Genomic DNA, 24,348 nt, shown 5'->3' with positions numbered 1-24,348 from the left:
GTCCGCATTTCGTAAGGAGTGCGAGTCCTTTATCTCCCTTTTGTCTTCGTAGGGTGGAAGCCGTGACGACCTCTTCCGAATCAGAATCAGCATCAGCGTCGGAACAGGGAGCGGAGACGGCCACGGCGCCTGTCGACGTGGTTCTCCCCTGTCTGAACGAGGCCGAGGCCCTGCCCTGGGTGCTCGCACGCATCCCGCCCACCTGGCGCGCGCTGGTGGTGGACAACGGATCCACGGACGGCTCGCCGGAGTTGGCACGCGCCCTCGGCGCGACCGTCGTGCAGGAGGAACGCCGAGGCTTCGGCGCCGCCTGCCACGCCGGGCTGACCGCGGCCACCGCGGACATCGTGTGCTTCTGCGACTGCGACGCCTCACTCGACCCGTCCCTGCTTGAGCCCTTCGTGCGCGAGGTGCGCGCGGGTGAGGCCGACCTCGTGCTCGGGCGGCGCCGCCCGCAGGGCCGAGGCGCCTGGCCCGCGCACGCCCGGGTGGGCAACCTCGTGCTGGCACGGATGCTGCGCCGTCGCACAGGGCTGCGCCTGCACGACCTCGGCCCGCTCCGCGCCGGCCGCCGCGAACAACTGCTCGACCTCGCGCTCACGGACCGCCGCAGCGGCTACCCGCTGCAGATGGTCGTCCGCGCCGCCGACTCCGGCTGGCGTGTCGCCGAGCACGACGTGCCGTACCTGCCGCGCAGCGGTGCCTCCAAGGTCACCGGCACCTGGCGTGGCACCTGGCAGGCGGTACGGGACATGCGCCGGGTCCTGTCCGAACCACCGGCGGCCGTCCCGTCCCGGGACGGGACGACCGCCGGCTCGCTCTCCGTACATCCAGGAGGAACCGCTCAGTGACCACACTTCTCGTCATCGCCAAGGAACCGCGACCTGGCCGGGTCAAGACCCGGCTCACCCCGCCGTTCACGCCCCGGGAAGCGGCGGCGCTCGCGGAGGCGGCACTGGTGGACACCCTGCGGACCGTGGCGGCCACCCCCGCCCGGCGTCGGGTGCTGGTGCTCGACGGCGCTCCGGGCCCCTGGCTGCCTCCCGGCTTCGACGTCGTCGCACAGTGCGCGGGAGGCCTGGACGAGCGGCTGGCCGCCGCGTTCGCCGGCTGCGACGGACCCGCGCTGCTCATCGGCATGGACACCCCGCAGGTGACGCCCGCGCTGCTCACCGTGGACTTCGCCGGCTGCGACGCGTACTTCGGCCCGGCCGAGGACGGTGGTTTCTGGGCGTTGGGTCTCGCCCACCCCGACCCCGAACTGCTGCGGGGTGTGCCGATGTCGACGCCCACGACGGGTGCCGTGCAGCGTGAGCGACTCGTCGGGGCGGGCCTGCGCGTGCGCGAGCTGCCGTGCCTCCGGGACGTGGACACCGCCCGCGACGCGGCGGCGGTCGCCGCATCGGCCCCGGCAAGCCGGTTCGCCGCTGAGCTGGGGCGTCTCGGAGCGGTCGCCGGTCGATGAGCACCGCACATGAGATCACCTCCCCGAGGACGGTCGGCTCGGACCGTCCCGTGTCCGTCGCGTCCTCCGGTACCCCGCGCCCATGGGCCGCCGACCCGTACTCCGATGCTCTTGCCGCCGGAGGCGGCCCGCTCTTCCTGCGTCGTTCCGACGGCTGGCTGCTGCCGCTGGAAGTGGAACGCTGGTGTGCCAGGGCCGACGCGGTGGACATGAAGGTTCTGGAGCACTGCGAAGGGGCCGTGCTCGACGTGGGATGCGGACCGGGGCGGCTGGTCGCCGAACTCGCGTCCCGGGGGCTGCCCGCGCTCGGCATCGACGTCAGCGAAGCCGCCGTCGCCCGCACCGTGCGGCTCGGCGGGCAGGCCCTGCAACGCTCCGTCTTCGAACCGCTCCCCGCCGAAGGCCGCTGGGACACCGTCCTCCTCATCGACGGCAACATCGGCATCGGCGGCGACCCGAGCGCCCTCCTGCGGCGGATGTCCCAACTCCTCAGCCATGGCGGCCTGTTGATCACCGAGACCGTCCCGGACGGCGAGGTCGACGAACGTGTCACCGTCCATGTCGTCCGCCTCCCCGCCGCCGCTGACGGGTCCGCCGGGCCGCTCTTCCCCTGGGCCCGCCTCGGCACTCCGGCCCTGCTCCGGCTCGCGACGAACGCGGGCTGGCGCCCGGGGGGTCAGTGGACGACCGGTGGCCGCTCCTTCGTGGCCTTGCGCAACCACGCCGACCGCAGCAGGAGCACCACCGCCGAGCCGCCGAACAGCACCGCCGTGATCAGCAGCCAGCGGGACAGGAACACATCGCCGGACAGGGTGGTGGCCGACCGGTAGCGGTCCGCCACCCGCCCGCTGATCAGCGGAAACCAGATCAGCAGCAGAAGGCCGGAGAACGCCGCCGGGACGCGCACGAAGACAGCTCGGTCCCGGCGGCCGAACACGCCCAGCGCCCGTGTGACGACCCGGTCCGCGCCCGCGTACAGCGGTAGCAACACCAGGTCGTGCATCAGCGCCGCGCCCACGAACCACAGCGCGACCGAGAACCAGTCGTCCGCGAACAGCCGCACCCCCGCATACCCGGCCAGCGCGAACGAACAGGCGAGCAGGAGGAGTTGGAACGGGCTCCCCAGGCACCGGCGCACCGGAAGCCGTGGCATCGCAGGTCGTCGCATCACAGGTCCCCGAACGTCATCCGCGCCACCCACTTGGTGTTGAGCACCCCGGGAGCAGCGGGCACGATGACCCGCGCCGGGTAGCCGTGGTCCCGGGTCAAGGGCGCGCCGTTGACGAAGAGAGCCAGCAGGGCACGCGGGTCGCGCACCTGGTTGTCGCGCAGGGCGGCCCGGCGGAACGCCCCGTGCCGCTGGAGCGACTCCACCAGTACGTCGGGCGGCGCATCGCTCCCGTACCCGACGAGCGCCGCCAGATCCCGTAGGCGTACGCCTCGCCACGACTGGTCGGAGGTCGACCAGCCCTCCACGCAGGCGATGGGCAACGCGGCGCTGTACAGCGGGAGTTGCAGCAGTTCCGCCCGGCTCAGCCGGACCGTCCGTCCTTGCCCTTCGACGACCAGCCGCCACGCCTCGTCACTGGTCTCCGTCATGCTGATCCCACGAGACGCGGCCGTCTTGTTGATCTGGAAGCCGCCGGGCCCCGACCCTGGTTCGGGGCCGCCGTGCGGCGCGAGCAGAGCCGTTTCCCGCAGTGGCCCGTCGAAGTTCCGGCCGGCCGTCGTGACCAGCAGGAGCAGGGAACCGCCGCCCACGAATCCGAGGGCACCCCGGCGGGAGAAGGTTGGCGGGGCGGGGTCCGGCGGGACGAGGTCGTTCTCCTTGTCGCGAAGGTGGCGCAGATTGCGCAGCGCCGCCGGTACACGCAGCACCGCGTGCGTCACGAACGCCGCGAAGAACACCCAGGCCCCGTAGAAGTGCAGCGGATAGAAGGAACCGGGGAAGAGGTAGTCCAACTGGACGTTCAGCATGCCTGTGGTGAACTCGAACAGCGCGCCCCCGACCAGCAGAAGCAGCGAGATCCTTTCCAGCGCGTGCGCGAAAGACCGCACGGGCGGCAGGGTGAACAGCCGAGGCAGGACCGACCACAGCTTCGCCAGCAGTACGGGGATCAGCGCGATGCCGAGGGTGACGTGGACGCCCTGGGTGAGTCGGTAGAGCCAGGGCGGGTCGGTCGGCCAGGCGAAGAGGTAGAAGCCGAGCAGGCCCTTGTCCGGGGTCTTGTCGTTCACCGTCGACAGGCCCGGGTTGTAGGCCGCGTACGACACCAGGCCCGTCACGAAGAGCACCGTGATCCCGCCGAGCAGCACAACGCCGAGCACGGAGGTGAACCAGGGGCCGCGCAGCGGACTGCGCCAGAAACCGGGGGAGGTGGGGAGGAGAAGGGCGCGCATGTTCCGACCGTAGGCCGGGACACGCGGGGAACAGGGCATGCGACTCATGACGAAACGCTGACGTCATGGCCTGCCGGAGCCCTGTCCGGCCGACCGCGGCCTAGCGTGCCGGTGTGAACCGTGATCATCTCCGCGACCTGTCCGCGGCCCTGGCCGCAGCGCTGCTCGTCACGACGGCCGCTGTGATCGGTACCGCCGTCCAGGACCGCTACGGAACCCTTCGTGTGAGCCGGCCTCCCCTGTACGGCCATTGGGAGCCGCATGTCGGCCCCGGCACCCCCGCCGCGATCGTCGTGGCCGTAGCCGTCGTCGCGTACGGGCCGCTCCTCGCCGCCCGGCTGCCCTGGCGCGCGCTGCTGGTCACCACATGCGGAACCGCCATGGCATGGACGTTCTCGCTCGCCCTGATCGACGGATGGCAGCGCGGCATCGCCCGGCGGCTGACGACCAGGTACGAGTACCTCCAGGTCATCGAACCCGTCAACCGCTTCGACGACATCCCCGCCGCCCTGCGGGACTTCACCCGCCACATCCTGATCCACTCACCCGACGCGTGGCCCGCGCATGTCGCCGGGCATCCGCCCGGGGCCACCCTCACGTTCGTCCTCCTCGACCGGATCGGGCTGGGCGGCGGGGCCTGGGCGGGCGTCTGGTGCATCATCGCCGGGGCGACAGCGGCGGTGGCGGTGCTCGTCACCGTGCGCGCGCTGTGCGGGGAGGCGCTCGCCCGCCGTGCCGCACCTTTCCTGGTCCTGGCTCCGGCGGCCGTGTGGATGGGCACCTCCGCGGACGGGTACTTCGCGGCGGTCGCCGCCTGGGCCGTCGCCTTCCTCGCCCTCGCGGTCACCGGACACCGGCCAGGAGCGACGGGCCTCGCCTCCGGACTCCTCTTCGGCCTCACCGCGTATCTCTCGTACGGACTGACACTGTTCGCGGTGATCGCCGGCGCCGCCCTGCTGCTCGGCTCCCGACGGCTGCGTCCGCTCCCGTACCTCCTCGCCGGACTCGTGGTCGTCCCGGCCGCCTTCACCTTCGCGGGCTTCGACTGGTGGGAGGCCTATCACCTGCTCGTCACCCGCTACTACCAAGGAGCCGGCGGCGTCCGGCCGTACGGCTACTGGGTGTGGGCCAACCTCGCGTGCACGGCTCTGGTCGTGGGTCCGGCGACGGTCGCGGGCCTGCGGCGGGCCGGCGCGGCTGCGGTGCGCGAGGGCTTCCGCAGGCGTCTGCGTACAGCAGTGGACGCCCCCGAATCCAGGCTCGCCCTCCTGGTGTTCGCCGCGCTGCTCGCCCTGCTCACCGCCGACCTCTCCGGCATGAGCAAGGCGGAGACGGAGCGCATCTGGCTGCCTTTCGCCCTGTGGCTGCTCCCGGCGTGCGCACTCCTGACCCGGCCACGCGCCTGGCTCACCGCACAGGCCGTACTCGCCCTGCTCCTCAACCACCTGCTGCTGACGGGGTGGTGACACTCGCGACAGGCCCCGGTTCGAGTCGCCACGGACAGTGCCGCCCAGGTTCTTACGAAACGCGGACGTCGGGTCGGCCGTACCGCACGGAGGCGAGGCCGGTGGGAAGCTGGGGGCATGCAGCAGCCGCACGAATCCGCAGGTTCCGAGCTTGCCCCACGTGAGCGTGGGGGCGGGATGCGCGTCCTGGTCGTGGACGACGACCCAACGGTCGCCGAGGTCGTCTCCGGCTATCTCGACCGAGCCGGTTACGACGTGGAACGGGCCGGTGACGGGCCGTCCGCACTGGTGCGGGCCGCCGCGAACCGGCCGGACCTGGTCGTGCTCGACCTGATGCTGCCCGGCATGGACGGCCTGGAGGTGTGCCGCCGGATTCGGGCCCGCGGACCCGTGCCGGTCATCATGCTCACCGCCCGCGGCGACGAGGGCGACCGGATCCTGGGCCTCGAAGTGGGCGCCGACGACTACGTCACGAAGCCCTTCAGCCCCCGTGAGCTGGTGCTGCGGGTCGAGTCGGTACTGCGCCGGACCCGGCCCGCCGCGGCAGCCCACCCGGTGCACGGGGCGGGCATCACCGTCGACCCCGCCGCCCGGCGTGCCACCAAGAACGGTGCCGAACTCAGCCTCACACTCCGCGAGTTCGACCTCCTCGTCTTCCTCCTGCGCAACCACGGCCGCGCCTACAGCCGCGAAGAACTGATGCGTGAGGTGTGGGGCTGGGACTTCGGTGACCTGTCCACCGTCACCGTCCATGTACGTCGGCTGCGGGGAAAGGTGGAGGACGACCCGGCCCGGCCGCAGCTCATTCAGACGGTATGGGGAGTGGGTTACCGCTTCGATGCCACGCCGTTCGAGGAGGCGGTATGACCACGCGCGACTTCCTGCTGATCGCTCTGTTCGCCTTTCTCGGCGCCGTTGTGGCGGGGCTGCTCGGGGCGGGTGTCCTGTGGCTGATCCGGCGACGCTCACTGACCACGTCCCTGGCTGTGGTCGCGGCCGTGGCAGTGACGGCCATGCTCGCGGGCACACTGGCCGTGGCGAGGGCCATGTTCCTGTCCGCGCACGATCTGACCGTCGTCACCATGGTCGTGGCGATGGCAGCGCTCGTCTCCCTGGCTGTCGCCCTGCTGCTCGGACGTTGGGTCGTGGCCGGCAGCAGGGCGCTCACCGCGGCTGCCCGTTCCTTCGGCGACGGCGGCCATTTCGCTGCTCCGGACGGCTCGGCGAACGCCGAACTCGCCGCGCTGAGCCGGGAGTTGGCCAGCACCAGTGCGAAGCTCGCCACATCCCGGGACCGCGAGCGCGCACTGGAGACATCGAGACGCGAACTGGTCGCGTGGATCTCGCACGATCTGCGCACCCCGCTCGCCGGGCTGCGCGCCATGTCCGAGGCCCTGGAGGACGGCGTCGCCGCCGAACCCGACCGCTACCTCCGCCAGATGCGCACGGAAGTCGAACGTCTCAACGACATGGTGGGGGACCTCTTCGAGCTCTCCCGTATCCACGCCGGGGCGCTCGCCCTCTCACCTTCGCGCATCTCCATGTACGACCTCGTCGGCGACGCCCTCGCGGGAGCGGACGCCCTCGCCCGAGAGCACGGCGTATGTCTGATCGGTGATCGCATCGAGCCGGTGCCGGTCGAGGTCGACGGCAAGGAGATGAGCCGTGTGCTGAGCAATCTGCTGGTCAACGCGATCCACCGGACACCCTCGGACGGTACGGTCGCGGTCGCCGCCGAGCGATCCCACGACGGTGTCGTCGTGTCCGTCACCGACGGCTGCGGTGGCATCCCGGACGACGACCTGCCACGAGTCTTCGACACCGGCTGGCGCGGCACGCATGCCCGCACGCCGCCGGCCGGCGCCGGCCTCGGTCTCGCCATCGTCCGCGGCATCGTCGAGGCACACCGCGGACAGGCCGCCGTACGCAATGTCCCCGGCGGCTGTCGCTTCGAAGTGACGCTTCCTCTGGCCGAGGTCTGATCGAGGGAAACAGTGAGCAGCCTCTCCCCGGGCAGAGCTCCACTTGACGGGTACGTCGGTCAGCGCGTCGGCAGGCGCCGGTGCCCACGGGAGAGCGGGGCGCCGGTTCACCCGTGGCCGCTGTCGCAGCATCGGCCGACGCCCCGCCCCACCACCTCTACGCCCCCGGGTGCAGCCCGAGCCAGCCGGGTGTCGGGTCGCCCTTGACCTCGCCGAAGTACAGGGCGAAGGTCTGCTTCCAGCGTTCCACCTCGGCTCGGTCGGACATGAAGCGGGGGAAGCCGTCCACGTGGGCGTCGGGGTACTCCCAGATCGGCTTCAGACCTGCCGGGGGAGTGACGTCGGTGCGGACGGACCAGCCGTTGAAGGAGCCGTTCTGCATCTCCTTCGACAGCTGCCAGTTGAGGAACAGCTTGGCGGCCGTGGTGTTCTTCGCCTGCTTGAGGACGGCCGTGCGCTGGCCCCAGGCCATGAACGGATGGCCGGCGCCGATGGCGAACGTCACGGGAGAAGTGCTGACCGCTGACCCCGCGGTGCCGACGCCGATCGTCTTCTGGCCGCCGAAGACGGCGTCGCCCGGGGAGTTGCTGCCGCGGGCGAACCGCACGTCCTGGGCGGCGAACCTCGCCACCCAGTCCCAGCCGTACTTCCGGGCGTACAGCGTGAAGAGGTAGAGCACCGCGTCGTCGTCGTGCGGGAAGGAGGAGGCGATCCGGCCCTTCCACTTCGGGTCGACGAGGTCGCGCGGGGTGAGCGGTGTCTTCGAGCCGGCCTTCGCCGTGTCGTACATGAAGCTGAAGGCGATGGCACCGGTGGCCACCCACGCGCCCTGCGGGTCCTTGAACCTGTCGTAGACCTTCGAGAACCCGGCGGGCTTGTAGTGCAGCAGACGGCCCTGCGCCTTCCAGCGGTCGAAGTCCTGAAGGGTCTGGAACTGGACGACGTCCGGAACGAGGGTGTCGGTGGCGAACTGGTTGTCGACGCGGACGTCGTGGTACTTGCTGTAGTCGACGACCAGCGTCAGGTCGAGGTCCGGGAAGCGGGCCTTGAAGGCAGCCTTGGTGCCGTCCTGCTGGGTGGGGGTGTCGCCGCCGGCGTAGACGACGAGCTTGCCGCCCTCCGCCAGAGCGGTCCGGTAGAGCTCGTCGAGGGTTCTGCTCTCCTCACCCCGGGTGGTGCCGTGGGAGGTGACGGGGGAGGCGGACGCCGGGGCGGCGTTCGCGGTGACCGCGCCGACACCGAGGGCGGCACCCGCTCCGGTTGCGAGGACACGTCGTCTGCTGAGGAAGCTGGGCACGCTGGGGGGCCTCTCTGATGGGGGGTGACGAAGAAGCGCTCCGACGCCCGGGGACGGCCAGGGGAGTCGGGCGGCCTCCATCCTGTGCCGCCATCCATCGGTGGGCAACGTTTTCCATGGGTGGAATCGCGCATTCAACCGAACGGTTGAATGCCCGTGCGGCTCGGGTCGGCGAGCTACTCCGGTGGCCGGTTCGTGGTCCGGCGCGGCACCAGAGTGGGGGACAGACGGACCTGGCCCGTGGGTTTGTGCCGGTCGGCGAGCCGCTCCAGGAGCAGGCGGGCGGCGTTCCTGCCGATCTCGTGGCCCGCCTGGTCGACGCTGGTCAGCGAGATCGGGCCGAGCGCGGCGAAGGTGGTGTTGTCGTAGCCGGCCACCGAGATGTCGCCGGGAACAGTGAGCCCGGCTTCGTTGATCGCCTCCAGGACGCCCATGGCCACGATGTCCGCCCCGGCGAAGACGGCGGTGGGAACCACGGGTCGGGCCAGCAACTCCTGCGCGCCCCGGTAACCGCCTTCCTGGGTGTAGGTCGTGGAGACCACATCGATCCACTCCCCGAGCCCGAACATCCGCATGGCCTGCCGGTATCCGTCTGCGCGGCGGGCGTTGGGCATTTCCACGAGGCGTATCGGGTCGGTCTCGTGATGCTCGATGTGGGCGATGCGGCGATGCCCGAGACCGACGAGATGGCCGACGGTCAGGGATGCGCCCTCGACATCGTCGTCGACCACCGTGTCGTACAGCGGAGACGATCCGTGCCGGCCGACGACCACGGTCGGCACGGAGGAGGCGACGTGTTCGAGGTGGCTGCGGGGTGAGACCGGGGCGACCAGGATGAGGCCGTCCATGCCGTGGTCCAGCATCGCCTCGGTGACCCGCGCCTCCTCCTTCTCGCCGTTGCAGCCGGGGCCCAGGAGCACCTGGTACTCCGTGTCCCCCAGCCGGTCGGTGATGCCGTCGAGCACATCGGGGAAGAAGGGATTGCGGATGTCGGGCAGCATCACGCCGATGGTGTACGTCTGCCCGCGGAGACTTCTGGCGCCCGCGTTCGGCCGGTAGCCGAGTTCGTCGATCGCGCGGCGCACCTTCGCGCGCATCTCGGGGCTGGCCCCGTACGCGTTGCGCAGCACCTTGGACACCGCGGTGGTGGACACCTGCGCGTGGCGTGCGACATCGACGATCGTGACGCGACGGCGTCGTGCTGGCGGCTCCATTCGATTCCTTTTCCCTGGGAACGACTGTCGCCGAGTCTACGGACGGGCCTGTGACCCGGTGGACGCCTTGTCACGGCTGCGCGGGGCCACCGTCGTAACAATCGTGCAGCGTGCGCGGCATCTTGACGTCACGCCAGACCCTCTCTAGGGTCTGGCCACACCCGATGGGCAACGTTACCCATCGGGCTGACGGCACCATCGACATGACGTCGGACCTCACCGTCCGGCAGCCGGCGGCGACGGCCGCTCTCCATGCGCCCCGCTGATCACAGCCCTGCCGGGCGGCGGTATTGAATCGATTCAAGGAGGGAGGTTCACCGGTGACCACGGCCCCGCACGACAGGCTTCCGGACCATGACCGGCTTCCGGACCACGGCCGACGTCCGGACCACGAACGGCTTCCGGAAGTCGAACAGGTTTCCCGGGTCCGGGTCCGGGGCCGGATGCGGGGGCGGGCGCGAACCACACCGCCCTGGTGGTTCGCACTGCCGGCCGTGCTGCTGTTCGCCTTCGTCGTCCTGGTGCCGAGCGTCCGCGGTGTCCACTACGCCTTCACCGACTGGGACGGTCTGGATCCCCACTTCTCCTTCGTGGGGCTCGCCAACTTCTCCGAGCTGTTCCGCGATCCCGACGCGACGCGGGCCATCCGGCACACGCTGCTGATCGCCGGGTCCATCACGGTCATCCAGAACGCACTGGGCCTGCTGCTCGCACTCGGGGTCAACTCGGCCATCAGGTCCCGCAACCTGCTCAGAGTCGTCCTCTTCGCCCCGGCCGTGATCACCCCGATCGTCACCGCCTACCTCTGGCGCAACCTGCTCGGTCCCGACGGCGCGGTCAACAGCCTGCTGGACGCGGCAGGGCTGGACGGCCTGCGACAGGACTGGCTGGGCAGTCCGACGGTCGCGCTGTGGTCGGTGGTCGGAGTGATCGTCTGGCAGTTCGCGGGCTACTCGATGGTGATCTTCCTCGCGGGGCTCCAGTCGGTGCCCAAGGAGGTCCATGAGGCCGCGGCGATCGACGGCGCGGGCCACGTCCGGCGGTTCTGGTCGGTCACCCGGCCACTGCTCGCCCCGGCCCTCACCATCAACCTGATGCTGTCGATCATCGGCGGGATCAAACTCTTCGACCAGGTGTACGCGTTGACGGGCGGTGGGCCGGGACACGCGACCGACACCCTCTCGACGCTGATCTACAAAGACGCCTTCACGCTCGGGGAGTTCGGCTACAGCGTCGCCCTCGCGGTCGTCCTCACGATCATCGTGGCCGTCGTCTCGACCGGTCAGTACACCGTGCTGACCCGCAACGAGAGGGCCACGTCGTGAACCGCTACCGCCCCCGCACTCTCGCGCTGGAACTCACGATGATCGCCATCGCCCTGGTCGTCGGTTTCCCGGTGTACGTCCTGGTCAATCTCGCCCTGCGGCCGGCGTCGGACACCTCGTCACCGATCAGCCCGACCACCTCTCCCACGCTGCACAACTTCACCCAGGCCTGGCAACAGGGCGCGCTCGGCGGGGCGTTGTCCAACAGTGTGCTGGTGACGGTGTGCAGCGTCGTGATCGTGCTGGCGGTCTCCTCGCTCGCGGCGTACCCCCTGGCGCGTGCCACAACTCGCTGGTCCCGGGGCACCTACCTGGGCTTCCTCATCGGCCTCGTCCTCCCCTTCCAACTCGCCTCGCTGCCCCTCTACCAGACCATGCGCGACCTGGGCCTGCTCGGCACTCCGTGGGCGCTGGTCCTCTTCTACTCCGGCCTGCAGGTGCCGTTCACCGTCTTCCTCTACGTCGGCTTCCTGCGTGCCCTGCCCCGCGACTTCGAGGACGCGGCACTGCTCGACGGCTGCACCCCGCTGCAGGGATTCCGGTACGTGGTCCTGCCGATGCTCAAACCGGTCACGGTCACCGCCCTGGTGCTCAACACCGTGGCCGTGTGGAACGACTTCTTCACCCCGGTGCTGTACCTGAGCGGCAGTGACAGACAGACCATGCCGGTCGCGATCGCCGGCTTCGTCGGCCAGTACGTCACCGACTGGAACCTCATCTTCGCCGCACTGGTGATCAGCGTCCTGCCCGTCCTGCTCGTCTACTTCCTGCTGCAGCGCAGCATCATCAACGGCTTCGCGGGAGGACTGCGGGGATGACCCCGACGCCCGACCGACCTGCATCCTCATGCCCGGTGGCTCTTCCCCCGAGAAGGACATCATGAAGACACGCACACTCCCGATCCTGGTCGCCGCGGCGACCTCCATGGCCGTGCTGGCCGCGTGCGGTGGCGGCACCGAAGCGGGCTCCGGCGGCGGCTCGGGCGGCTCGGGTGGTTCAAGAACCCTGACGCTCGCATCGATCGACCAAGGCTCGGTCGAGGACGTCGTCAAGGCGTTCGAGAAGGCCAACCCGGGTGTCAAGGTCCGCTACACCACCAGCGGCGCCGACCAGTACCAGCAGCAGATCCGCACCCAGCTGTCCTCGGGCACAGCACCCGACGTGATGTCGGTCTGGCCCGGCAACGGCAACCCGGGTGCCACGTACGTCCTGGCCGAGCCCGGGTATCTGCGCGACCTTTCGGACCGGCCGTGGGCCGCCAGGATGCCCGAGGCGATCAAGAGCGTCGCCCAGTACCAGGGGAAGACCTACACGGCGGTCTTCGGGCAGAACGGCATAGGCGCGGTCTACAACGAGCAGGCCATGGCGAACGCCGGCCTCACTCCTCCGGACACCTGGACGAAGCTGCTCGCCTTCTGCCGGGCCGCGAAGGCCGGGGGAACCCCCGCCTTCGCCTTGGGCAACCAGGACAACTGGGTGACCCAACTGGCCCTGTACGCGCTGGTCGCCACGACCGTCTACGGCGACGACCGCGACTTCGACAAGAAGATGCAGGCGGGGCAGGCCGACTTCGCCGGCTCACCGTGGCTGACCGCCCTCGACAAGTACATGACGATGGAGAAGACGGGCTGCTTCCAGAAGGACCCCCTGGGAACCAACTACGAAGCCAGTCAAGGTCTCGCGGCAACGGGCAAGACGCTCGGCATCATCCAGGGAAACTGGGTGATCGCCCTCCTGGAGCAGAAGAACCCGAAGGGCACGTTCACGCTCCGGGCGCTGCCCGCCACCGACGATCCGTCGGAGACCCTCATACCGGCTGCCGCGGGCGCCGGCTACGGCGTCAACGCCAAGGCGAGGAACGAGGAACTCGCCCTGAAGTTCGTGGACTTCGTGATGTCCCCGGAGGGCATGAACCTGTTCGTCAAGAAACAGGGCGGCCTGCCCTCCCTGCCCGGCACGGGCTTCGCCCCGAACCCGTCGCTGGCCGAACTGTCCCGGTTCATCGGGGCCGGCCGGACCGTGCCGTTCATGGACCAGCTCTGGCCCAACGCCAAGGTCCAGCAGACCATGCTCAGCGGTCTCCAGGAGATCTTCAGCGACCAGTCCACCCCCAAGAGGCTTCTCGCCGAGATGGACACCGACTACAAGGCCGGAAGCTGACATCACGCCGTAGGCCGGAGGCGGGCGTGACGACGTCCTACGGGGGTGCCCTCCAGGAGGACACCAGCCCGGACCACGGCTGCTTCACGGCACCCACCACCGCCGGCCCCGAGTTCCTGAAGACCCTTGGCCCGCGGGTTGCCTTGCCCCCCACACCGTCGGCTCGGGGAGCCGCACGTTCACTGTGCGCGCACCCCTGACCGACTCCCGTACAACCGGAAGAAGGACGTAGACGTGAGCCAGGAAGCACACAGCGCGGACGGCGCCGACCGCGAGGCCGGTGCGGGGACGACGTCTCCCCGCACAGACAGCACGGCGGTGCGTCGTCGCACCGTGCTGGCCGCGACAGCCGGCGCCGTGTCGCTCGGGGCCGGTGTCGTCGGAGGTGGAACGAGCGCGGCGGCGCAGGCGCCCCGCGGTGGGGAGGGTGGCGCAGTGCTCGGACTGACCGTGGAACACCGCGCACATCCGCTGGGCGTCGACGCTTCCCGCCCACGCTTCGGCTGGCGCATGCGGTCGACGGCGCGCGGGCGGAGCCAGGGGGCGTACCGGATTCTCGTCGCGAGCTCCCCGGAGAAGCTGACCGCCGCCCGGGCGGACCTCTGGAACAGCGGCCGGGTCCGCACCTCCGATTCGGTGGCCGTCCGCTACGCGGGCAAGTCGCTGCGCGCGTCGACCCGTTACCACTGGACCGTCACCGTGTGGGACGCCGAAGACCGGCTGGTGGGCACCGCGTCCCCCTCCTTCTTCGAGACCGGCCTCATGAGCACCGACGGTGTCGGCGGCTGGGAGGGCGCGCGGTGGATCGGGATGAAGGGGAAGACCCCCAACTCGGCCGGGGCGCCGATGCTGCGGAAGGAGAAAGCCCTCAGGAGCGCCGGCCCCGGAAGGAACCGCCCGCGGATCCGTGAGGCGCGGCTGTACGTCTCGGCACTCGGGGTGTACGTCGCCTATGTGAACGGCAGGCAGGTGACCGTGGAGCAGGACGACGGTTCCACGATCGAGTTGCTGCCGCCCGGCTCGACGAACTACGACGCGCGCGTCAACTACATGACGTACGACGTCACCGGCCTCGTGACGTGGGAGCCGGACGTCACCCTCGCGGTCGTCCTGGGCAACGGCTGGTACAACGGCCGTATCTCCGAAGGCAGTACGTACTACTCGGCGGACGGCAACGCTCTCGCCGTCAAGGCCAAGCTGCTGATCCGGTACGCCGACGGAACGTCGCAGACGGTCGTCACCGCTCCGGGAGGCGGCTGGAAGGCCACCGACAACGGCCCCTATCGCGCCGACGACATCTACGACGGTCAGACCTATGACGCCCGCAGGGAGCTGCCGGGCTGGACGGCGCACGGATTCGACGACTCCGACTGGTCGGACGTGGAACGAGTCCCCTTCGACGACAGGTTCCCGGACTCGCGACTGATCGCCTATCCGGGCGAGACGGCACGCTTCATGCCCCAGTGGGACCGTCGACCGGAGTCGGTCACCGTCGCCACCGGGGTGACCGGACAGGACGGCAGCCGCAACGGCCGGGGCCGGATCGTCATCGACCCCGCCCGGACGGTGACCGACCCCGCGAAGGCGGCCTCCGCCCCGGTCACGATCGGCGCGGGTGAGACCGTCGTCTTCGACCTGGGCCAGAACATGGTCGGCGTGGCCCGCTACAGCCTGCGCGGACCGGCCGGAGCCAGGGCCGAGTTCAGGTTCGGCGAGATACTCAACGACGACAGCGCGGGCGCGGACGGTCCGGCGGGTTCCCTCTACCGGGCGAACCTCCGCAGCGCCAAGGCCACCAGCACCTACGTCCTGAAGGGCGACCGGCACGGCGAGACCCACCAGGACTCCCTGACCTTCTACGGCTTCCGCTACGTCTCCGTCACCGCGACGGACACCGTCACGATCACCGGCCTGACCGGCAGGGTCGCCACGTCCGCGATCCGCGAGACCGGCACCCTCACCACCGACGACGCCGACATCAACCAGCTGATGAGCAACATCCGTTGGGGTCAGCGCGGCAACTACCTCTGGGTGCCCACCGACTGCCCCCAGCGCGACGAACGCCTCGGCTGGACCGGCGACACCCAGGTCTTCGCCACGACCGGTCTGTACAACGTGGACGCCGGTGTCTTCCTCAGCCACTTCCAGGACACCGTCGTCGACTCCCAGGCCATCTACGGTGTGGACAAGGCGCAGTTCACCGGACTCGCCCCGACGGGACGGTTCAACTTCCCGGGCGGCGGCAGCGGTTGGGCCGACGCCGGTGTCATCGTGCCGTGGACCGTGTGGCAGATGACCGGCGACGCGACCGTCGTCGGGGACAACTGGCCCGCGATGACCCGCTACCTGGACTGGATCCACCAGCAGACCGGCGACACCTACGCCGGTCAGGGGTCCCTCACCGGCGACTGGCTGGGGCCGCAGAAGACCAGCGCCCAGCTGATGAGCGACGTCTACTACGGCTACAGCACCCGGCTGATGGCCCAGATGGCCCGCGCGACCGGCAGGACGGCGGAGGCGGCGGCGTACGACCGGCGCTTCGCCCGCATCCGGCAGGCGTTCATCACCAAGTACCTGAGCACCGACGGCGGCACGGTGACGGTCAGGTCCAGCCTCGGCGACGCCTCTCCGATCGAACCGGGCTCCGACCCGAACCAGAAGACGGAGGACAACAGCCAGACAGCGCTGCTGTGGGTGCTGAAGCTGGGCTTCTACGAGACGGAGGCCCAACGTCGGGTGCTCGTCGGGCACTTGGCGGACAACATCGGCAACGACGACGCGTACAAGGCGGCGCACCCCGGCAGCATCAGGGTCCGGTACGCGGAGAACACGCTGTCCGTCGGCTTCCTGGGCGTCAACGTCCTCGCCCCCGTCCTCACCGACGAGGGCCGCGCCGACCTGGCGTACAAGCTGTTGCACCAGGACGCGCTGCCGTCCTGGCTGTTCTCGGTGAAGAACGGCGCCACCACGGTCTGGGAGCGCTGGAACTCGTACTCGCAGGAGGACGGGTTCGGGCCGGTCGGGATGAACTCCTTCAACCACTACGCCTACGGCGCCATCATGGAGTGGATGTACGCCTACATGGCCGGCATCGCCCGCGACCCGGAGAGCCCCGGCTTCAGGCACTTCCTGCTGCAACCCCACATCGATCCCACGGGAGGGATCACCCAGGTCTTGGGGGTGTACGAGTCGCCGTACGGGGAGATCCGGAGCGAGTGGCAGGTCACGGACGGCGGCAGGGGCCTCGTGTACGACGTGGTGGTGCCCGCGAACAGCGAGGCGACCCTCCGGCTTCCTGCGGTGACGGCCGACTCGGTCCGCGAAGGACGTGCACCACTGGCGCGTGCGGAGGGCGTGCGCTTCATCGGTCACACCGACGGGGTGTACACCTGCCGGCTGGCGTCCGGCCGGTACCGCGTGACCGCCCGGCTGCGCTGACGGACTTGTTCTGACAGGACGGGCGACGCGTCTGCGGCGCCGACCGGCGCCGCAGACGCGTGCGAAGCATCAGACCACGAGCCACTGCTGGTTCGTGCCCGTGTTGCAGCTCGCCTGGTTCAGAGCGACTCCGTTGGCCGTCGACCCTCCGGTGACCTGTAGGCACAGACCGCTGTTGACATTGGTGAAGGTGACATAGGCGCCGATCACCGACGTCTTGCGCCAGAGTTGGTGTGTGCCGCCGTCGCAGGTCCATTGGTCTGTCGTCGCACCGTCAGCAGTGGAGCCACCGGGGATTTCGAGGCACTTGCCACTGTTGACGTTGACCAGGCGGTAGTTCGAACCGGAGGGGGTCAGCGCCCACTGCTGGTTGGATCCGCCGTTGCAGTTCCCGGAGTTGACGGCTGCCCCGTCGGCGGTGCTCGCGAACCAGACGTCCGCGCACTTGGCGCTGTTGCGGTTCAGGAGGCGGTTGTTGGCGGAGCCCAGCGGCGCGGCGAGGACGGGCCAGCCACCCGCGAAGGTGACCTGGCGGATGTCGAGGGACTCCTGCCCGTTGTTGGCACCGTCGTAGTAGTGGTAGGCGAGGAACTTCGACGTGCCGTCGTCGAAGGCGTCCGCGCCCCCGGCCGCCACCTTGGGATACGCACCCGCCAGCACCGGTGTCCCGCCACCGGACGCCATGTTGATGCCACTCTGGTCGAGGTAGGGGCCGGTGATGCTGGTGGACCGTCCGACCACCGTGTAGTAGGTGCTGTTGGTTCCGCTGCAGCACAGGCCCTTGGAGCCGAAGAGGTAGTAGTACCCGCCGTTGAGAATGATCGTGGGGTTCTCGATGTCGACGGCGATGTGCCAGAGGTTGTTGTCGCTGGTGGACAGCTTGCCGGTCGACTCGTCCAGGACGTGCATATAGGTGCCGGAGCCGGTCCATGAGCCCCAGGACACATACAGCCGGCCGTCCGGTCCCCAGTCGACGTTGGGGTCGATGGGGTAGTTGACGTCGGTGACCAAGCCCTGGTCGGTCCAGGGGCCCTCGATGTTGGTCGCGGTGGCGAGACCCATCACCGCGTACGAGGTTCCCCAGCGTGAACCGGCGTAGTACAGGTGGTACTTGCCGTTGAAGTACTTGATGTCGGGTGCCCAGATGTTCGGCGGGGTCGCACCGAGCTTGGTGGTGATCCAGGACGGCGTCGACTCCCAGACGTTGCCGATCTTGGTCCAGCCGGTCGCCGCGGTGGCGTCACATGTCCTGCGCTCGGTGATGGAGCCACTGGGGTTGAGCGAGTCGTTCTCGAAGCCGGTGGAGAAACCGTAGTAACAGCTGCCCACCTTGATGACGGACGGGTCGTGCATACGGACGTCACCGCTGAGCGCCTGCGCCCGACCGGCCGCGAGCAGACCGATAACGGCCAGGGTGGCGGCCAGCATTGCGGCGAGGACGGGACGGCGCCGTCGTCTGTGTATCCGCAGGAGGATGCCTTCTGCATGGGAACTGGTCACACGAAACTCCTTTGTATCGGTGAGGTGTTGGTACACGCAGGAGCCAGCCTCTGCCCGCCCTGGCCGTCGCCTCCGGCTGCTCGGCCCGCTTCGGCCCGGTCGGTGCAACCGTGGTCATCGATCGACCTCTCTCGGGTGCCTCCCCGCACCCCTTGCCGAACGCGGGGAGGCATGGACGGGGCTTCCTACCAGCCGCGCAGGCCAAGTTGCTGGGCCTGCTTCTTGGTGTCCTTGTCGTACTGGGACGCGCCCGTCTTCGCGCTGGTGATGCCGGAGCCGACCTGGACGCTGATCTGGTCCAGGCTGGGGCCCTTCACCGGGGAGAGGAACTCCAGGGCCGGGCTCTGGGTACCGCTGGTGAAGTACGCGGCGACGTCCTTGGTGATCGTCGGCACGTCCGACGGCAGGGTGCAGCCCTTGACCAGGTACGGGCCGGTCGGTGTCGACGCCTTGGCCTGCGCGGTGCAGCCGGCCGGGCTCGCGGCGAACGCGAGGAGCTTCTTGACCGCGGCGAGCTTGTCGCCGGTAGTGGTCCTGGGGACGTAGAGGGCGTTGGGGAACCACGCCGTCAGGCCGTTGGTGCCGGCGTTCTCACCCGGCAGCGCGAAGAAGCCGATGTCGTCGAGCTCGGCCGGGTTGCTCGCCTTGATCGCGCCGATGACGGTGGAGAGCATCGGGTACTGGGCGCCCTTGCCGGTGGCCAGCATCTGCAGGCCCTTGACCAGCGTGGCCGACGCGTAGTCGGAGTTCTGCAGCTTCAGGTCGTGGATCTGCTGCAGGTGCTCGAAGCCCTTGAACGCGTTCGCGTCGGTGGCGAACTTCGCCTTGTTCGCTGTGTAGTCCTTGACGAAGCCCGGGCGTGCCGCCGCCACGTTGTGGAAGTCCCCCAGGACCAGAAGCTGGGAGGTCCAGGTGTCCTGGTAGGTCTGGATGACCGGTGCGATACCGGCGGCCTTGATCTTCTCGCTGTTGGCGATGAAGTCCGCCCAGGTCCTGGGCACCGTCAGACCGAGCTTGGCGTAGACCTTCTTGTTGTAGAGGACACCGCCGCCCAGAGCCGAGCCCAACGGGACACCGTAGGTCTGGCCCCCCACCGTGACCTGCGGGAGGAACGACGCGTCGAGATTGCTGACATACGCGTCCTTCGTGATCGGCGTGAGCGTCTTCGTCGGGTCGATCTGCTGGAACAGTGATCCCACGTTGTAGACGAAGACATCGGACATGCTGTCCGTCTGCAGCCGCGTCTTGATGAGGTTGTCGCCCTCGGTCCCGCCCGGACGCGTCTCGACGCTCACCCTGATCTTCGGGTTTTTCACCTCAAAGTCCTTCGCCAGCTGCTTGGCCGCGTTCAGGTTGTCGGGCGCGTTGTCGACCAACAGCTTGATCGAGATCGAACCCCCGTCCTCCTCCGACGAACCGAGCGAACCCGCGCTGCACGCGCCGAGCACGAACGGCAGCACAGCGGCTGCGGCCACCACAGCCCTTCTCCTGACGAGAGTGCTTGACCTCATGGATGTTCCTTCGCTCGAGCGTCGGTGAATCGTTTCGGTGTGGTTTGGCCAAGAGGGTGGCGGGGAGCGGTGCGGCTCGCTGCCGGATCGGTCCGTCTTCCGTCGCGGCCGTTCACCGAGTCCGGGCGCGCTGTGTTGCGATGTGGCCGTCGACTCGGCCTGCTGTGCGAGGCCTTTCGTGTAACGTGCCACAAAGGGAATGCCCCACAGATTGAGGCGAACCGCCCGGAGCCGTCAAGTCATCTGCGAGTAACGTTCCGGAAACGCCGACGTGGGGCAGAGCGGCGCGGGGCAACGGAGGTGGGGACCCTCATGGGATCAACGGGCGGCGCGAAGAGAGCGACCATCGCCGACGTCGCGCGCAGTGCGGGCGTGTCGACCTCCGCCGTGTCGAAGGTGCTGACCAACGCCTACGGGGTGAGCCCCGCGATGCGTGAGCGCGTGCAGGCGGCGATGGCCGAGCTGGGTTACCGGCCGCACGCCGCCGCCCGGGGCATGCGGGGCCGCACCTACACGATCGGCGTTCTCCTGGCGAACATCCGCAACGCCTTCTACGCAGACCTCCTGGAGGGGGTCGACGCACTGCTGCGGGACAGTGAGTACGCGGTGTTCATCGGTTCCAGCGGCTCCGCCGAGATGGACGACCAGACGAAGCTGATCCACGCCATGGTGGACCGCCAGATGGACGGCCTGATCCTGATCGCACCCGCCGTGTCCCGCACGGAGGTGGTGCGCATCGCGGCCGACGTGCCGACGGTGGTGCTCGGCCACCACGACCCCTCGCCGGCATACGACTGTGTGGTCAACCAGGACGGGCTGGGCGTCGATCTCGTGGTGGACCACCTGGTCGGGCTGGGGCACCGGGACATCGCCCATCTGTCGCACCCGACGGTGCGTGGCACCCAGTGGCAGCAACGGCCGGAACACCATGTCCGGGCCGCCTACGGCGAGGCGATGGCCCGGCACGGCCTGTCCGACCTGGCCCGGGTCGTGAACTCGGGCTACTCGGACGAGGGCGGCTACCGAGGCGCCATGGAGTTGCTCACCTCCACACGTCCTCCCACCGCGATCTTCGCCGGCGCCGACGTCGCCGCGACCGGCGTCTTCCGGGCCGCCGCCGAACTCGGCCTGCGCATCCCCGAGGACCTCTCGCTGGCCGGGTACAACAACACCTCAGTGGCGGCGCTCGCTCCGGTGAGCCTGACCAGTGTCGACCAGGCGGGCGCCATGATGGGCGAGACCGCGGCCCGGCTGCTGCTGGAGCGGATCGAGAAACGGCGCGACCGCTCCGTCGTCATGGCCTCCACGCCGTACCTCGTGGTGCGCAGCAGCACCGCGCCCGCGCGGCTCTGAGCAGAGCGAACGCGCGGATTTCTTTCGCGGCTTCTCTTAGTGCAGGGACCTCTCCGGCTCAAGGCTGAGTCGTTTCAAATGTGGAACGTTCCACGCGTGAGGAGGGAAGGTCCAGCATACTCCTGGAGCATACGGAGCCCAGCGCCACCGTTGTAGCGATCAGCTTGGAACTCCGGGACGATCCGCTCGGCGTGGGAACCGACGCATCACGCCTCTCCTGTCAGATGCGCGCGGACGACACGGCATGACGGCAGGCGGCGTACGCCGGTGGAGCTGGACGGCGCCTCCGTCGTACGGGTCGAGTCGGCTGAGCAGATCCTGGTGTCCTGGCCGTTCGAGCCCCTGCCGTGCCGCACCCGGGCGGCGTCGAGGTCCGGTTGCGTCCGGAGCGCGCTGGAGCGAGTGGAGCGTGCCCGTCACCGTGGAGACGTGCTGCCCCTCGACGACTGGAGCCCCCGGTTCGTCACTCCCCGCGACTACGGGGCCCTGGACGCGCCCGCCCCGGAGCTCGTCCGGACGGGCGTCCTGTGCCCAGGATGATGAGCGCGCGGCTGTGCGCCACCGCCCAAGGCGTGTACACCGCCTCCCTCAAGGGCCCTCGGCTCGGTCACGCAGGTCGCTCACTGCTCAATGCCTGACCGTCGTCCGGGCCACGACGACCTGCCGGCTGGAACGTCCGGTCAGCCCTGATCCCTCAGCCGTAGATCGGGAAGGACGCCTGGAACGCCAGGCGCTCGTCGGCCGTGTCGCCGATGCAGGCCAGAATCCCGTCGAGTGCGATGAACTCCTCCCATGCAGCCCGGCCGGTCGCTTCGGCCAACCGAGCCACGACGAGATCCTCCAGGTCGGTAACACGCTTGTTCTTCCAGATCTTGTCGGCGAGGCTGACCAGCAGGTCGTCCAGGCCGACCCGCTTGTCCACCCATGACGCGTGAGTAGCCGCGAAGCGCGCCAGCTCCGGGCTGATGCCGTGGCCGAGCAGAAGAGTCTGCCCGGCTTCCTCGTGCGCCGATCCGGGCCCGGCGAGCTCGGCGAGGTGCACCGTCTTTCCTATGTCATGCGTGGCCGCCCCGAAAAGCACCGCCTCGCGGTCGAGGGCCACAGCGGGGTACTCCTGCTCCAGCCACTCGACCAACTGGTGCGCCACGTCATGGACGGCGCGAAGGTGGGCCGCCAGCCGCGGCGGGCTTCCCAGCTCCGACAGAAGCTCTGCGACACGATCCGGCAGAGGGAGCAGAGGTGGGTTGACGGTGCCGCTCACGGCCTTCGACAAGAGGGCGTGGTTCATCACCGCGTCAGGGTACTGACGTCGGCCCCGTATGGCTTCCGCAAGGCGAGGACTCACCCAACACCCGTGATCTTGCTCGATCGTGAGGATCGACCTGCGCTGACGGCGCCTCGTTCAGAGTGTCTGGTGATCTGTACCCCGTGATCTGTGATCTGAGCGGGGGCTTCCCGTGCGCTCCTGGCATGGGCGAGCGCGTCGGCCGTGCGAGATACAGTCCGGACAAGCGGGACCTCACCCCCAGCGCGAAAGCCTCCTAGGCCTGGACGATGAGACCGTCGCCGCAGTCGCGCAGCTGCGAGCCGAGATCGATACCCTCAAGCAAACCCCGGACGGTACAGACCTGCGCTGGTCGCATATCGACTGCCTGATCTTGGAGGGGCGCGGGATCCAAGCCCTGCAGAGGATTCGAGACGAGTTCGGCAGCGGCATTCCGATGCCCTCGACCTGCTGAACCACTGCTGCATCCGCCTCCGTCCGGAGGCCGCCCCCACGGGGAGGCGGGGCGACGCCCTGATCACGTAGAGCTACTTGTCACTTCCCGGCGTCTTCGGGAGCACAGGGCCGATGCTCCCGGCAACGGCTTGTGCGGGCGGGGAAAAGTCGTCACACTGGGACCGAACGAATGGTCGGTTGGGGAGCGGGTATCGATGACGACGACACACTCCGCCGCCTCGGACACGGGCGGTGCCGGGCAGGCCTCCGAGAGGCTGCTTCAGGAGCACTTCGAGGCGACGATCGCGCGGGACCGCCGGATCGAGCCGCGCGACTGGATGCCCGAGGGCTACCGGAAGACGCTGGTCCGGCAGATCGCCCAGCACGCGCACTCGGAGATCATCGGCATGCAGCCGGAGGGCGAGTGGATCACGCGCGCGCCCTCGCTGCGCCGCAAGGCCATCCTCTTCGCGAAGGTCCAGGACGAGGCAGGGCACGGGCTCTATCTGTACTCCGCCGCCGAGACGCTGGGCGCCGACCGGGCCGACCTCACCGAGCGGCTCATCGAGGGCCGTCAGAAGTACTCGTCGATCTTCAACTACCCGACGCTGAGCTTTGCCGACGTCGGCGTGATCGGCTGGTTCGTGGACGGCGCGGCGATCTGCAACCAGGTGCCCCTGTGCCGGAGTTCGTACGGGCCGTACGCGCGCGCGATGGTGCGGATCTGCAAGGAGGAGTCCTTCCACCAGCGGCAGGGCTATGAGCTGTTGATGACGATGATGCGCGGTACGACGGCACAGCGCGAGATGGTCCAGGACGCCGTCGACCGCTGGTGGTGGCCCTCCCTGATGATGTTCGGCCCGCCCGACGACGCCTCGCCCAACTCCGCGCAGTCCATGGCCTGGAAGATCAAGCGGCACACCAACGACGAACTGCGACAGCGCTTCGTCGACATGACCGTCCCCCAGGCCGACAAGCTCGGCGTGACCCTGCCCGACCCGGAGCTGCGCTGGAACGAGGAGCGTGGCCACCACGACTTCGGCACCCCCGACTGGGACGAGCTGATGCGTGTCATCAAGGGCGGCGGACCCTGCAACACCGAACGGGTCGCCCGGCGCCGGACCGCACACGAGGAGGGCGCCTGGGTGCGCGAGGCGGCCACCGCGCACGCCGCCAAGCAGCGCGCACGGACCACGAAGGAGACAGTGGCATGAGCAGCGAGATGTCCGACGAGTGGCCGCTGTACGAGGTGTTCGTGCGAGGCAAGCGCGGCCTGAACCACGTTCATGTGGGCTCGTTGCACGCGGCCGACGACCGGATGGCGCTCACCCACGCGCGCGACCTGTACACGCGGCGCAACGAAGGCGTGAGCATCTGGGTGGTGCGCTCCGAGCACATCGCCGCCTCCTCGCGCGACGAGAAGGACCCCTTCTTCGCACCGAGCGCCGACAAGGTCTACCGCCACCCGACCTTCTACGACATCCCCGACGACGTCCCCCACATCTAGCCCGAGGAGA

20 protein-coding genes are annotated in these 24,348 nt (G+C 69.3%); 14 read left to right on the top strand and 6 right to left on the bottom strand.

Annotation, left to right across the window (positions count from 1 at the left end; translation table 11 throughout):
• Positions 1 to 137 precede the first annotated feature (137 nt).
• The 3 genes from OHN74_RS02945 to OHN74_RS02935 are packed head-to-tail and all read left to right on the top strand — an operon-like array spanning position 138 to position 2,295.
• Positions 138 to 851, top strand: a complete 714-nt coding sequence (locus OHN74_RS02945) for a glycosyltransferase family 2 protein (protein ID WP_327699957.1) — start codon at positions 138 to 140, stop codon at positions 849 to 851.
• Positions 848 to 1,465 carry a TIGR04282 family arsenosugar biosynthesis glycosyltransferase gene (locus OHN74_RS02940; RefSeq protein ID WP_327692930.1) on the top strand — a complete coding sequence of 206 codons (618 nt, stop codon included), beginning with the start codon at positions 848 to 850 and terminating at the stop codon, positions 1,463 to 1,465. Before OHN74_RS02945 ends, OHN74_RS02940 begins: the two co-directional genes overlap by 4 nt.
• Positions 1,462 to 2,295, top strand: a complete 834-nt coding sequence (locus OHN74_RS02935; protein ID WP_327692929.1) for a class I SAM-dependent methyltransferase — start codon at positions 1,462 to 1,464, stop codon at positions 2,293 to 2,295. The genes OHN74_RS02940 and OHN74_RS02935 overlap by 4 nt, the downstream gene beginning before the upstream one ends.
• Positions 2,296 to 2,632: 337 nt before the next feature.
• Here OHN74_RS02935 and OHN74_RS02930 read toward each other — a convergent pair whose 3' ends face one another.
• Complete coding sequence (locus OHN74_RS02930; RefSeq protein WP_327692928.1) at positions 2,633 to 3,865, bottom strand: molybdopterin-dependent oxidoreductase; 1,233 nt, start codon at positions 3,863 to 3,865, stop codon at positions 2,633 to 2,635.
• Between the two features lie 113 nt (positions 3,866 to 3,978).
• On the opposite strand from OHN74_RS02930, the gene OHN74_RS02925 reads away from it, so the two are divergent.
• The 3 genes from OHN74_RS02925 to OHN74_RS02915 all read left to right on the top strand — a co-directional run bounded on the left by OHN74_RS02925 (position 3,979) and on the right by OHN74_RS02915 (position 7,313).
• Positions 3,979 to 5,331: a hypothetical protein gene (locus OHN74_RS02925; RefSeq protein ID WP_327692927.1), complete on the top strand. Its 1,353-nt coding sequence runs from the start codon at positions 3,979 to 3,981 to the stop codon at positions 5,329 to 5,331.
• Between the two features lie 117 nt (positions 5,332 to 5,448).
• Positions 5,449 to 6,198, top strand: a complete 750-nt coding sequence (locus OHN74_RS02920; RefSeq protein ID WP_443060335.1) for a response regulator transcription factor — start codon at positions 5,449 to 5,451, stop codon at positions 6,196 to 6,198.
• Positions 6,195 to 7,313, top strand: coding sequence for a sensor histidine kinase (locus OHN74_RS02915; protein ID WP_327692926.1), 1,119 nt, complete (start codon positions 6,195 to 6,197; stop codon positions 7,311 to 7,313). The genes OHN74_RS02920 and OHN74_RS02915 overlap by 4 nt, the downstream gene beginning before the upstream one ends.
• A 157-nt stretch (positions 7,314 to 7,470) precedes the next feature.
• Here the strand turns inward: OHN74_RS02915 and OHN74_RS02910 are convergent, their stop codons facing one another.
• Positions 7,471 to 8,610: an ABC transporter substrate-binding protein gene (locus tag OHN74_RS02910; RefSeq protein ID WP_327692925.1), complete on the bottom strand. Its 1,140-nt coding sequence runs from the start codon at positions 8,608 to 8,610 to the stop codon at positions 7,471 to 7,473.
• A gap of 176 nt (positions 8,611 to 8,786) precedes the next feature.
• On the bottom strand, positions 8,787 to 9,824 hold the full coding sequence (locus OHN74_RS02905) for a LacI family DNA-binding transcriptional regulator (RefSeq protein ID WP_327692924.1): 1,038 nt from the start codon (positions 9,822 to 9,824) through the stop codon (positions 8,787 to 8,789).
• Between the two features lie 320 nt (positions 9,825 to 10,144).
• Here OHN74_RS02905 and OHN74_RS02900 point away from each other — a divergent pair, with 320 nt between their 5' ends.
• The 4 genes from OHN74_RS02900 to OHN74_RS02885 all read left to right on the top strand — a co-directional run bounded on the left by OHN74_RS02900 (position 10,145) and on the right by OHN74_RS02885 (position 16,747).
• Complete coding sequence (locus OHN74_RS02900; RefSeq protein WP_327692923.1) at positions 10,145 to 11,149, top strand: carbohydrate ABC transporter permease; 1,005 nt, start codon at positions 10,145 to 10,147, stop codon at positions 11,147 to 11,149.
• Entirely contained in the window at positions 11,146 to 11,967 is an 822-nt protein-coding gene (locus OHN74_RS02895; protein ID WP_327692922.1) for a carbohydrate ABC transporter permease, read from the top strand. The genes OHN74_RS02900 and OHN74_RS02895 overlap by 4 nt, the downstream gene beginning before the upstream one ends.
• Positions 11,968 to 12,028: 61 nt before the next feature.
• On the top strand, positions 12,029 to 13,309 hold the full coding sequence (locus tag OHN74_RS02890; protein WP_327692921.1) for an ABC transporter substrate-binding protein: 1,281 nt from the start codon (positions 12,029 to 12,031) through the stop codon (positions 13,307 to 13,309).
• A gap of 318 nt (positions 13,310 to 13,627) precedes the next feature.
• On the top strand, positions 13,628 to 16,747 hold the full coding sequence (locus tag OHN74_RS02885; RefSeq protein ID WP_443060532.1) for a family 78 glycoside hydrolase catalytic domain: 3,120 nt from the start codon (positions 13,628 to 13,630) through the stop codon (positions 16,745 to 16,747).
• Positions 16,748 to 16,816: 69 nt separating this feature from the next.
• On the opposite strand, the gene OHN74_RS02880 is transcribed toward OHN74_RS02885, so the two are convergent.
• Both OHN74_RS02880 and OHN74_RS02875 read right to left on the bottom strand, forming a co-directional pair.
• Positions 16,817 to 18,247, bottom strand: coding sequence for an RICIN domain-containing protein (locus OHN74_RS02880; RefSeq protein ID WP_327692919.1), 1,431 nt, complete (start codon positions 18,245 to 18,247; stop codon positions 16,817 to 16,819).
• 185 nt (positions 18,248 to 18,432) lie between these two features.
• Complete coding sequence (locus tag OHN74_RS02875; RefSeq protein ID WP_327692918.1) at positions 18,433 to 19,758, bottom strand: ABC transporter substrate-binding protein; 1,326 nt, start codon at positions 19,756 to 19,758, stop codon at positions 18,433 to 18,435.
• 312 nt (positions 19,759 to 20,070) lie between these two features.
• Between OHN74_RS02875 and OHN74_RS02870 the strand changes: the two genes are divergently transcribed.
• Together OHN74_RS02870 and OHN74_RS02865 are read left to right on the top strand one after the other, a co-directional pair.
• Positions 20,071 to 21,111, top strand: coding sequence for a LacI family DNA-binding transcriptional regulator (locus OHN74_RS02870; RefSeq protein ID WP_327692917.1), 1,041 nt, complete (start codon positions 20,071 to 20,073; stop codon positions 21,109 to 21,111).
• A gap of 267 nt (positions 21,112 to 21,378) precedes the next feature.
• Positions 21,379 to 21,651 carry a hypothetical protein gene (locus OHN74_RS02865; RefSeq protein WP_327692916.1) on the top strand — a complete coding sequence of 91 codons (273 nt, stop codon included), beginning with the start codon at positions 21,379 to 21,381 and terminating at the stop codon, positions 21,649 to 21,651.
• 154 nt (positions 21,652 to 21,805) lie between these two features.
• On the opposite strand, the gene OHN74_RS02860 is transcribed toward OHN74_RS02865, so the two are convergent.
• A complete protein-coding gene (locus OHN74_RS02860; RefSeq protein WP_327699955.1) occupies positions 21,806 to 22,399 on the bottom strand; it encodes an HD domain-containing protein in 594 nt (197 codons plus the stop codon).
• A gap of 647 nt (positions 22,400 to 23,046) precedes the next feature.
• Here OHN74_RS02860 and paaA point away from each other — a divergent pair.
• Both paaA and paaB read left to right on the top strand, forming a co-directional pair.
• Positions 23,047 to 24,045: a 1,2-phenylacetyl-CoA epoxidase subunit PaaA gene (gene paaA / locus OHN74_RS02855; protein ID WP_327692915.1), complete on the top strand. Its 999-nt coding sequence runs from the start codon at positions 23,047 to 23,049 to the stop codon at positions 24,043 to 24,045.
• Positions 24,046 to 24,053: 8 nt separating this feature from the next.
• Entirely contained in the window at positions 24,054 to 24,338 is a 285-nt protein-coding gene (paaB, locus tag OHN74_RS02850; protein ID WP_371664797.1) for a 1,2-phenylacetyl-CoA epoxidase subunit PaaB, read from the top strand.
• The last annotated feature ends 10 nt before the right edge of the window (positions 24,339 to 24,348 follow it).

The organism is Streptomyces sp. NBC_00459, from assembly GCF_036013955.1.
In the GTDB taxonomy this organism is placed as follows: domain Bacteria; phylum Actinomycetota; class Actinomycetes; order Streptomycetales; family Streptomycetaceae; genus Streptomyces.
The sequence above is the reverse complement of the archived record's forward strand: the minus strand, read 5'-3'. Positions and strand labels throughout refer to the sequence as shown.